At 41.3% G+C, this 11,237-nt stretch carries 8 protein-coding genes and 2 CRISPR repeat arrays; of the genes, 2 read left to right on the forward strand and 6 right to left on the reverse strand.

All coding sequences use genetic code 11. From position 1 onward, the window contains the following. Positions 1-10: 10 nt before the first annotated feature. Together trmB and KO172_RS01305 are read left to right on the forward strand one after the other, a co-directional pair. Complete coding sequence (gene trmB, locus KO172_RS01300) at positions 11-643, forward strand: tRNA (guanosine(46)-N7)-methyltransferase TrmB (protein WP_215491788.1); 633 nt, start codon at positions 11-13, stop codon at positions 641-643. Beyond that, positions 640-1,809, forward strand: coding sequence for a glycoside hydrolase family 3 N-terminal domain-containing protein (locus KO172_RS01305; protein ID WP_215491789.1), 1,170 nt, complete (start codon positions 640-642; stop codon positions 1,807-1,809). The genes trmB and KO172_RS01305 overlap by 4 nt, the downstream gene beginning before the upstream one ends. Before the next feature lie 47 nt (positions 1,810-1,856). On the opposite strand, the gene KO172_RS01310 is transcribed toward KO172_RS01305, so the two are convergent. The 6 genes from KO172_RS01310 to cas4 form a co-directional block, all read right to left on the reverse strand. Beyond that, positions 1,857-2,204 carry a Spx/MgsR family RNA polymerase-binding regulatory protein gene (locus KO172_RS01310; protein WP_215491790.1) on the reverse strand — a complete coding sequence of 116 codons (348 nt, stop codon included), beginning with the start codon at positions 2,202-2,204 and terminating at the stop codon, positions 1,857-1,859. A 12-nt stretch (positions 2,205-2,216) separates the two neighbouring features. Further along, the gene (locus KO172_RS01315) at positions 2,217-2,777 is read right to left on the reverse strand and encodes a flavin reductase family protein (RefSeq protein WP_215491791.1); all 561 of its coding nucleotides are present in this window, start codon (positions 2,775-2,777) and stop codon (positions 2,217-2,219) included. 61 nt (positions 2,778-2,838) lie between these two features. Next, positions 2,839-3,165, reverse strand: coding sequence for a hypothetical protein (locus KO172_RS01320; protein ID WP_215493536.1), 327 nt, complete (start codon positions 3,163-3,165; stop codon positions 2,839-2,841). 42 nt (positions 3,166-3,207) lie between these two features. Further along, positions 3,208-3,543: a hypothetical protein gene (locus tag KO172_RS01325; RefSeq protein ID WP_215491792.1), complete on the reverse strand. Its 336-nt coding sequence runs from the start codon at positions 3,541-3,543 to the stop codon at positions 3,208-3,210. Positions 3,544-3,624: 81 nt separating this feature from the next. Further along, a CRISPR array of direct repeats spans positions 3,625-7,105; the repeat unit is 32 nt; unit sequence ATTTCAATCCACGCACCCATGTAGGGTGCGAC. 103 nt (positions 7,106-7,208) lie between these two features. Then, positions 7,209-9,402: direct repeats of the CRISPR family, unit length 32 nt; unit sequence ATTTCAATCCACGCACCCATGTAGGGTGCGAC. Between the two features lie 146 nt (positions 9,403-9,548). Further along, on the reverse strand, positions 9,549-10,583 hold the full coding sequence (gene cas1c / locus KO172_RS01330) for a type I-C CRISPR-associated endonuclease Cas1c (RefSeq protein WP_215491793.1): 1,035 nt from the start codon (positions 10,581-10,583) through the stop codon (positions 9,549-9,551). After that, positions 10,580-11,236 (reverse strand): CRISPR-associated protein Cas4, encoded by a 657-nt coding sequence (gene cas4 / locus KO172_RS01335; RefSeq protein WP_215491794.1) that lies wholly within the window; start codon positions 11,234-11,236, stop codon positions 10,580-10,582. Before cas4 ends, cas1c begins: the two co-directional genes overlap by 4 nt. Position 11,237: the final 1 nt, after the last annotated feature.

The following is an 11,237-nucleotide window of genomic DNA, read 5'->3' on the forward strand; positions in this document are numbered from 1 at the left end:
TAAAATGAGAATGAGAAAGAAGTGGTGGGCGCTTCCTGAACTTAAAGAGAGCCCCATCTTTAGATATAGACCTATGGAGAATAAGGGCAAGTGGAACGAAGACTTTAACAATGCGGGTCCCATCTACCTAGAGCTTGGCTCAGGTATGGGTAGCTTCATAAACTACCTTAAGAATACATTCAAACGCAAGAACTTCGTCGGCATCGACATGGAGGAAGGCTGCCTTGTATATGCAAAGCGCATGCTCGAAGAAGAAGATGCTTCTAACGTAAGGCTAGTGCTTGCAGACATTAGAAACATAGACGAGTACTTTGCCGAGAGCGAGGTAGAAGAAATTTACATCAACTTCCCTAACCCATGGCCTAAGAACAGACAGCACAAAAGAAGGCTCACATACCCTGATCAGTTAAAGATGTATAAGAAGATACTTAAAAGTGGCGGCACTATAAGACTCAAGACCGACGATATGGGTCTATACGAAGCATCACTTAAGTACTTCGAGAGCGAAGGCTTCGAGATAATATTTAAGACAGATGACTTGAATGTAGATGAGTTCAAAGACGACTTCATCAGTGAGTACGAGACAAAGTGGCGCTCACAAGGCGTGAATATCAAGGCGATACTAGTAAGGAATGTAAAATGAAAAAGAAAATTTTAATATTTATGACCTTTATTATGGCTGTGGCTGTCCTTATGGCATGCAAGATGAAAGATGCTGCAAACGTTGATAAGGAAGCAAAGACCATAGACAAGGCGAAAGTGAATGAAGAGGCAAAACCTGTAGAAGTGAAAAAACTCTCAGAGAAGACAAAAGAGCAATTACTACTTGAAAAGATGAGTCTCGATGAAAAGATTGGTCAGCTCTTTATCGCGCGCTGCCCCGAAAAGGACGCCGCGACACTTGCAAAAAAATATAATTTAGGCGGCTATATCTTATTCGGAAGAGACTTTAAAGGCAAAACCAAAGACAGCGTAGTAAAAAATATACAAGAGTGCCAAAACGCTTCGAAAATCGCTATGTTTATAGCTGTTGACGAAGAAGGCGGCACAGTTAATCGCGTGAGCACGAACAAAAATTTTAGAAAGGCTCCATTTGCCTCACCGCAGTATCTATATAAGCATGGCGGTATGGGGAGGATCAAAAAAGATGCGAAAGAAAAGTCAGAGCTACTAAAAAGCGTTGGCATCAATCTAAATTTTGCGCCAGTCGCAGATATTAGTATGAATAAAAATGACTTTATATACAAGAGAAGCTTTGCCAAGAGCCCAGCTGAAACCGCAGACTATGTAAAGAGCGTTGTAGAGGTGATGAACGAAGCACGCGTAGGCAGCGTTTTGAAGCACTTCCCAGGCTATGGCAACAACAAAGATACGCACACAGAGCTTGTTCATGACAAGAGACCACTCGAAAAATTCGAAAAAGAAGACCTTGTGCCATTCAAGGCAGGCATAGAAGCCAAAGCTAGCATGGTGCTCGTCTCACACAACATAGTAGAAGCCATGGATAAGAGTGCGCCCGCATCCATATCCCCAGCTGTTCATAAGATACTAAGAGATCAGCTCGGCTTTAAAGGCGTCATCATCACAGATGACCTAGCAATGCAAGGCATTAAAAAATTCGTAGGCAAGAAGAACGCTGCAGTGCTTGCACTTAAAGCAGGCGCCGATATACTTTGCTCCACAGACTTTCTTAATGACATCAAAGCCATAAAAATGGCTGTGGCAAGTGGCGAGATCAAAGGAAAAGACATAGACGAACACGTTTTGCGCGTCTTAAAGGCAAAAATCGATCTAGAAATAATTAAATAAGCATACGAAAAGCGGACTAAGTTCATCTCAGTCCGCTTTTTATTGTCTTATGCTAAGTATTTTTTCACATCAGGACCAACAGCTACAAAAGAACCATCGTCCTTAAGAAGCATAGGTCTCTTCACAAGCATGCCATTAGAAGATAAAAGCTTGTATTTTTCGTCATCACTCATATCAGACAGCTTGTCCTTAAGGTTCATGTCCCTATAAACAAGACCCGAAGTGTTGAAGAAACGCTTAATGTCAAGACCCGACGCCTTGTGCCACGCCTTAAGCTCCTTCACAGTAGGAACATCCTTGTCAATCTCCCTGTAAGAGTACTTGATGCCCTTCTCATCAAGCATCTTCTCAATACCCTTGCAAGTAGTGCATTTTTTGTATCCAATAAGAATCATATTGCCCTCCCATTACATAAGTTTACTGCCAACATCATAAGCCTTCGCAAGCTTAGCACCAAGCAAATTGTAAGAATTTTCACATGCATTGTAGAAGATAAGCTTCATCTTCTCAGTGTCGATACTGCCATCCGCATTGATATACTCCTCACCTACAGAGATGTTCTTGATCTCACCGATAAGGTTCTCGCTTCTCTCATCATACTTAATAAGCTCGCACTCAATAGTCATAGGTAGATTAGTGATGACAGGCGCGTTCACAAACTCAGACTTAGTAGTTTCAAAAGAAGTCTTCGCTAGCTTGTCTTGCACCTTGTTGCCACTTACCATGCCGATATAGTCCGCATCAACCATGTGAGCCTCATCAGCAAACGACACAGTAAACGCCTTCTCACGCACAGCGTTGATTATAGTTCTCTTGCCCTTGCCAATATATAAAGAGACCTTAGTAAAGTCACCCAAAGTGCCATACGCCGCGTTCATAGCATTCGCAGAGCCGTCCTCATTGTATGTTCCTACAACCATGACAGGAAGTGGCACGAAAAACGATTTAACACCCATGTTTTTTCTCATATGAATCAACTCCTTATTTGATATATACCCAAAATGACTTATATAAAGTATTGAAGATTTATTAATATATCGCACCTTCTTTTATTTCTGGCAGATAAGGTGTGTTGCTTTCAATCGCTTCTTGTGCTAATTCTATAATCTCTTCAGCACTCAAGTCTCTAACAATGAATACAGGAAAGTTATCATTAAACTTTTCGCTATATTCTAATAAAACTTTGTCTAAATTATTTTCATCACTTACTACTTCAAATAATTCAGGAGGATATAAATAATCTTCCCCTTCTTCATCAATGATTCGATACCAGCCATTCTCAATACTAATTACATCATATATTTTGCCATTAATCATATAAACTGGATCACTTATACCTATAAACTTAATTTTCACAAATAAATCACACACCTTTAGCTTTATTCATCATTCCACGCGCTAATGAGGGGCACGACTCTCGCGATTATTCACATCATCCTTATCTTTTCTATACTCATCTATAACTTTCTTAAAATCCTCATCATCTAACTCTAATATGTTTGAATTAGGGTCTTCAAGAATTTTTGCCGCCTTCTCAATCTCCACTTCAGGGATATTTCTATCAATTTCCTTTCCTCTCGTGAAAGTATAATCTGTATAAGATATGGTCGCCTTTCTTATCCTTCTATCTTTCTCATCGATAGCATCTATATTGACAAACGCAAATCTTCCATCCTCTAATTCGCATAATATTCCACCAGCTTCAAAACTTCCTATTGTTTTTTTTATTTTCAATCATATCGTCCTTTCTATAAATTGCACTCGTAGGTAGCAAATCTCCCCTATAACATCTCTTCCCTATTTAATTGCCCTCATATTTCAATCCACGCACCCATGTAGGGTGCGACGCTAAAGCAGCTTTGTCTGATACTAACTTATCTATTTCAATCCACGCACCCATGTAGGGTGCGACTGACACAGAGTTAGATAGACCTCGTGTATGGTTTATTTCAATCCACGCACCCATGTAGGGTGCGACGCCATCGTCCTCAACATCATAGTAACCATCTTTGTATTTCAATCCACGCACCCATGAAGGGTGCGACCAAGAATAGCGTTTGCCATCTCCCTCTTTGCAGAATTTCAATCCACGCACCCATGTAGGGTGCGACCTAGGCTCAACATTAGGTGAAGAGTTTATAGCACTTATTTCAATCCACGCACCCATGTAGGGTGCGACGCTTATGGAAAAATTGTCAGAGAAGTTACTGATGAATTTCAATCCACGCACCCATGTAGGGTGCGACTTTTCTCATCATTTAGTGATATATATTCACAGTCTAAATTTCAATCCACGCACCCATGTAGGGTGCGACAGAAAAATTTAGGAGGTATTAAAAATGACAAGACAAATTTCAATCCACGCACCCATGTAGGGTGCGACACAAGCGGCTGAAGAAGAACTACAAGCTTTAAGAATTTCAATCCACGCACCCATGTAGGGTGCGACTCAGGACTCGCGCAACATCATTAACATCAAAGGGGCTATTTCAATCCACGCACCCATGAAGGGTGCGACGTGAAATCAACCAACAGGACGGTCACTCCAGAAAATTTCAATCCACGCACCCATGAAGGGTGCGACAAAATTTAATTGATCTCACTCCTTTTTTATGTAAAAATTTCAATCCACGCACCCATGAAGGGTGCGACATAATGGTGTCTTATATGCGTTAGCTGTAGATGGCTTTATTTCAATCCACGCACCCATGAAGGGTGCGACAGACACATCGGAGATATATTTAAAAACATATATATTTCAATCCACGCACCCATGTAGGGTGCGACTTAAAAGAGATTGACCTACTAAAAGCACTATGTAAAATTTCAATCCACGCACCCATGTAGGGTGCGACCGGCGCACCAGTCATGAGAGACGGCGACAAGTACAAATTTCAATCCACGCACCCATGTAGGGTGCGACTGGACTAAGGCTGTAAAAGGACAGAAAAAGTTTGCTATTTCAATCCACGCACCCATGTAGGGTGCGACTTTTTTAAAGATGACGAGCACAAGAAAGCGTTTGAATTTCAATCCACGCACCCATGTAGGGTGCGACAAAAGCCGCAGGATATAACTACAACCAAGTACAAGCAATTTCAATCCACGCACCCATGTAGGGTGCGACAGCCTAGCACTTTTGATGAGTCCAAACCTGCTTGTTATTTCAATCCACGCACCCATGTAGGGTGCGACGACTTCAATCACTTGATGGACGCGATGAGATATGCACTAATTTCAATCCACGCACCCATGTAGGGTGCGACAATAAAAGATTTGGCACGATAATACAAACGCTTAATTTCAATCCACGCACCCATGTAGGGTGCGACCAGTTGATATTGGTATTGTCAACAATGACGAGTTTATTTCAATCCACGCACCCATGTAGGGTGCGACATTATGATAGGGATAATGGATTCGTTCAAGGTGATTTCAATCCACGCACCCATGTAGGGTGCGACTAAGAGGGCTGGATATTTAAGAGTTAAAATATTAGGAATTTCAATCCACGCACCCATGTAGGGTGCGACGAATTAATAACATTGATGAGGGCTAAGAGACTTAATTTCAATCCACGCACCCATGTAGGGTGCGACCACAGGCTGATGTGGAAAAACAGTTTGCCAATGGAATTTCAATCCACGCACCCATGTAGGGTGCGACCACGCGTTAGTCGTGCTTTTTTAATGCAAAAATATAATTTCAATCCACGCACCCATGTAGGGTGCGACACACTGAACGACTAATATGCAGAATAGCCCAGTTAGATTTCAATCCACGCACCCATGTAGGGTGCGACGACACTGAACGACTAATATGCAGAATAGCCCAGTTAGATTTCAATCCACGCACCCATGTAGGGTGCGACAGCTGTAGTTGATATAGTTCCTGTTCCATCAGTATCATTTCAATCCACGCACCCATGTAGGGTGCGACCCTTTAGCCGATGGCGAAGAGCTTGACGATCATGGAATTTCAATCCACGCACCCATGTAGGGTGCGACAGTCTTAGAGATTAGAGTCACTATCGGCAATGCAACATTTCAATCCACGCACCCATGTAGGGTGCGACGGCGCAACTTAATCTAGATGCGGCGGAGTGTTTTATTTCAATCCACGCACCCATGTAGGGTGCGACAAGCAGAAGTGGTTGCTATTCCTCCAATATGATTTATTTCAATCCACGCACCCATGTAGGGTGCGACAGTAACTTATCCATTGGTCTTCGTTGTAGCTTGATTATTTCAATCCACGCACCCATGTAGGGTGCGACAGTTTATGATTGGCGCAAACTCTGACTCAACAGTATTTCAATCCACGCACCCATGTAGGGTGCGACAAAAGAGACTTCGCAGGCTTTGGGCTGTGGACTGATATTTCAATCCACGCACCCATGTAGGGTGCGACATTAAAGCTGCGTAAAACTTCTGATCTGGCATAAGTTTATTTCAATCCACGCACCCATGTAGGGTGCGACATCTCTTCAAGCCATGTTAGAGGACATATAACTACAATTTCAATCCACGCACCCATGTAGGGTGCGACACCGCAAGTGAAACAAAGTTGATGTATGCACCAGATTTCAATCCACGCACCCATGTAGGGTGCGACCTTTTGTATACATTAATTAAGGAGTGTTTTAAAAATATTTCAATCCACGCACCCATGTAGGGTGCGACCGACCTTACGGCGACGTAAACGCTTGGCTAGAAACAAATTTCAATCCACGCACCCATGTAGGGTGCGACTGTTACAACTGAAATAAGGGTAGGTAGGATTGATTATTTCAATCCACGCACCCATGTAGGGTGCGACGACCGACGGCTTTTTCTGCTTACTGCACACACTGGCAATTTCAATCCACGCACCCATGTAGGGTGCGACTTAAACGTGCTAGATCAAAAGGAAGTGTAAGATGATAATTTCAATCCACGCACCCATGTAGGGTGCGACTGTCTAATTTGCTCATTTTATCGGTAGTTTATCGTGATTTCAATCCACGCACCCATGAAGGGTGCGACGCTTCTCTATCTAGTGCCTTAAATTTATCTATAATTTCAATCCACGCACCCATGAAGGGTGCGACTCGTTATCGTAATTGTTAAGTTTGTCCGCCTGCTCTAATTTCAATCCACGCACCCATGAAGGGTGCGACAGCTTAACATATTAGTAAATGTTGACTTATTCGGAATTTCAATCCACGCACCCATGAAGGGTGCGACTATATCTAAGATTTGAAATAACATTTAATAGCGCCATTATTTCAATCCACGCACCCATGAAGGGTGCGACGCTCTACTTCTGTATGCTTGACGACGACTGCCTCCAATTTCAATCCACGCCCCATGAAGGGTGCGACTAATTGGATACTTGAGGGCTCTAAGCTCTACAAGGCTATTTCAATCCACGCACCCATGAAGGGTGCGACTGGGATGCGGCGCTTAGAGAGATAAAGATAAAATATTTCAATCCACGCACCCATGAAGGGTGCGACGATAATTCACTATTCCTACCTATAATCCAGGTTACAAAATTTCAATCCACGCACCCATGAAGGGTGCGACTTATATTATGACAAAACAAGAACAAATCAAAAACATATTTCAATCCACGCACCCATGTAGGGTGCGACATAAAGAGTCAATGCTAAGAGTGCTTATAAACGCAAATTTCAATCCACGCACCCATGTAGGGTGCGACCATCTCAAACTTTGGCTTGCTCGTCATCTTGTCAGATTTCAATCCACGCACCCATGAAGGGTGCGACGCGAGAAACGACATAATTTTTATCCCTCATTTCGTAATTTCAATCCACGCACCCATGAAGGGTGCGACGAAGGCTTTCGTTATGGTCAAGTAGCAAGTATTATTTCAATCCACGCACCCATGAAGGGTGCGACAATCCATCGTTTGGCGTTAGTGGGTCGTGGGGAAATATTTCAATCCACGCACCCATGAAGGGTGCGACCTCCTATAGGTCATACAGTAACAGTAGCAGGGGCAGCTATTTCAATCCACGCACCCATGAAGGGTGCGACATTGATGTAAAGGTTGTATCAATAGAGCATGGCAAATTTCAATCCACGCACCCATGAAGGGTGCGACTAATCTTTATCTTATTTTATAGGGCAAAGACAAAATTTCAATCCACGCACCCATGAAGGGTGCGACGAAAAGAGACTCCACACGAGAGTCTCTTATGCTATATTTCAATCCACGCACCCATGAAGGGTGCGACAAACAATATACTTTACTTTATGAAAAAATAACAAGTATTTCAATCCACGCACCCATGAAGGGTGCGACCAAATTGAAGGAGACGAGTCACCAACAGTTTACCGTATTTCAATCCACGCACCCATGAAGGGTGCGACCACTTTTTATTAGGTAAAATGTAGGAGGTAAAAAAATATTTCAATCCACGCACCCATGAAGGGTGCGACAACAGATGATAATTGGGTCAATGGAGATGTTAAAATTTCAATCCACGCACCCATGAAGGGTGCGACATTAAAAAAGGGGGTGGATATATGAATTACAAGCTTTTATTTCAATCCACGCACCCATGAAGGGTGCGACGTAAGGGTATTGATGAAAGACGGAAGGCTTCCGGAAATTTCAATCCACGCACCCATGAAGGGTGCGACTGCAAGAGAGAGACTGAGGACTACAAGCTTGAGATATTTCAATCCACGCACCCATGAAGGGTGCGACATCATAACATTACAGTTTACGTGGCCTGTTTGTTATTTCAATCCACGCACCCATGAAGGGTGCGACGAAGATGAAGGCGTGTTTTATCTTGTAGGAGATGAGGATTTCAATCCACGCACCCATGAAGGGTGCGACTAAACACCCCAACGCTTTAGAGATTTTAATTCGCTTGATTTCAATCCACGCACCCATGAAGGGTGCGACTTAAAACCTATGCTATTTACGCCTTGTTTTATTGATTTCAATCCACGCACCCATGAAGGGTGCGACTGGTAAACTGTTGGTGACTCGTCTCCTTCAATTTGATTTCAATCCACGCACCCATGAAGGGTGCGACACAAAGTTGGAGACGGCTTTAAAGCAGCAGGCGAAAAATTTCAATCCACGCACCCATGAAGGGTGCGACTTATTCTTAAATGAATTAGATCACATCATAAAAATTTCAATCCACGCACCCATGAAGGGTGCGACATTTAATTCTCACGATTATTCACGATTAAATCTAATATTTCAATCCACGCACCCATGAAGGGTGCGACTGTTAATAGGAGAAAGGGAGAGGGAAAAGAGAATGATTTCAATCCACGCACCCATGAAGGGTGCGACATCCTGACCAAGCAGAAATAACTACTGACACTAAAATTTCAATCCACGCACCCATGAAGGGTGCGACACTATAACCGCAGGCTTTAGAGCCTACGACAGTTGGATTTCAATCCACGCACCCATGAAGGGTGCGACCGTTACGGCAGGTAGCGGAATTGCTTTTATTGTAGATTTCAATCCACGCACCCATGAAGGGTGCGACACGAATTGAATTTAAGACGGACGAAGCAAGACAAGGATTTCAATCCACGCACCCATGAAGGGTGCGACAGCTAGATGTGCTAAAGATCTATGTTCTTGTTGCACATCTAGTGTTTATGCACACATAATTTTCATTATATACACATTTTTTGCTTAATTTTAAGCATTTTTTTCTGCGAATCCTCTTGAATTTTCATGTTCATATGAGGTTCGCACTAATTTATTATAAATGGAGGATATGCCTCAAGGTCTCCTCTAATCGTCCTTGCTAGAAGCATAGCTTGTACATATGGCAATAATCCAATCTCGATTTTTTCTTCTAGAAATGGGTGTGTAATCTCATCTTGCAAACGTTTATTCCATATGTCTAAATATTTTTTCTTTCCATTTTCTGTAAATTCATATGAACCATTATCTTTTGCAATAAAATCTCTCTCTTCAATTTGGAATTTATTTATTAAGCTTAGTACAAATCTATCTGCCATATATGCTCTCATCTCTTCTGATAGATCAAGTGCTAATGATTGCCTTCCAGGTCTATCTTTATGGTAAAAACCAACATATGGATCAAGGCCTACTGTTTCTAATGCGTTTTGTACTAACACTCTAAGCATTCCATATGAAAACGACAGCATTGCATTTACGGGATCTTTTGGTGGCCTTCTGTTTCTATCTGTAAACTTAAAGTACTCTTTGCTGTTTAATATAAGGTAATCAAAATTTTTAAAGTATTCCCGTGCTGCATCTCCTTCTATACCCAAGAGTTCTGTATAGTCTTTTGCATTAAATGCATTTATTTTGCTTTCCTTTAACTTGCTTATGGATTCCTCTACTTCTTCTTTATATATTGTATCTTTATAATCTCTAAGGTATCTATCTAGTACTTTTATTGAATTATACAGTTTTCCTACCACGAATGACTTTGCGTATGAAAGCGACCTCTCGTCATTTTCCGAAATTCTAAACTGTTCTTTTCTTAGTAATACATTTCCATTGATCTTTCCTGAGACTCTTGCACAAAAATATCCTCCTGGTGTTAAAAAACTAATACCGACGTTATTTTTCATACACATTTCTAACAGTTTAGGGCTTGCTCCGACGTAATTGAAGCAAACTATGTTTTCAAAGTTTTGTATTGGTGATTGGAAGACTTTGCCATTGGCTTCATCTTTAACTACTATATTGCTTCCATCTTTCGCTAAATAGATATTTTCATTTGTAATATATAATGTATTTAACAGCTTTCTCATTCTTCCATCACTATCCTATCGATATAATTTATAACGCTTTTTTTCTTTTTTGTAAGTTTTGGCATGCAGTAGTCAACTAAGGAACAATTTTTACAGTTGATGTTTTTACTTGCTCTAGGAATCTTGTTTTGAGTAAATATCTCATACATTTGTGATACTATATCTCTTACTTCTTGCCTTAATTCATCTGTAATTTCTATTTCTAACCTTTTATTTGGGCTTTTATAGTAAAGTGCTGACTTTTTTAGTTTAATATTATGCATTTCTTCTAAACACATTATTTCCGCAACTAGTTGATAGATATCTGCCTTTGTCTTTTTTGCTCTACCTTTTTTATATTCAACTACATAAGGTAGCCACAATCCATTGTAGTTTTCTATTTCTACTCCGTTCTCATTTTTCTCATATATAACCAGGTCACAGACACCAACTATCTTTAGTTCGTCTGACTTAACACGTAAGGATCTTTCATATATTCTGTCTTTTCTTTTTTCAAAAAAATATGGATCATCCACGTTTTCATGTATAAGTTTGCCAAGTGTTGTATCTTTATTTTCAAACCAAATTTGTTCTAGCTCTAGAAGAGCCCACTGCCTCTTGCAAAATGTGAAGTGCTGTATTCTACTTAAGCTTAAATAGTCTTCTTCATCCATA

This window comes from Fenollaria sporofastidiosus (assembly GCF_943169635.2).
Lineage (GTDB): Bacteria > Bacillota > Clostridia > Tissierellales > Peptoniphilaceae > Fenollaria > Fenollaria sporofastidiosus.

Excerpts from the sequence above, each read along its gene's own strand:
- trmB (WP_215491788.1), top strand. The coding sequence starts at position 11 with ATGAGAAAGAAGTGGTGGGCGCTTCCTGAACTTAAAGAGAGCCCCATC.
- KO172_RS01305 (WP_215491789.1), top strand. The coding sequence starts at position 640 with ATGAAAAAGAAAATTTTAATATTTATGACCTTTATTATGGCTGTGGCT.
- KO172_RS01310 (WP_215491790.1), bottom strand. The coding sequence starts at position 2,204 with ATGATTCTTATTGGATACAAAAAATGCACTACTTGCAAGGGTATTGAG.
- KO172_RS01315 (WP_215491791.1), bottom strand. The coding sequence starts at position 2,777 with ATGAGAAAAAACATGGGTGTTAAATCGTTTTTCGTGCCACTTCCTGTC.
- cas1c (WP_215491793.1), bottom strand. The coding sequence starts at position 10,583 with ATGAGAAAGCTGTTAAATACATTATATATTACAAATGAAAATATCTAT.
- cas4 (WP_215491794.1), bottom strand. The coding sequence starts at position 11,236 with ATGGATGAAGAAGACTATTTAAGCTTAAGTAGAATACAGCACTTCACA.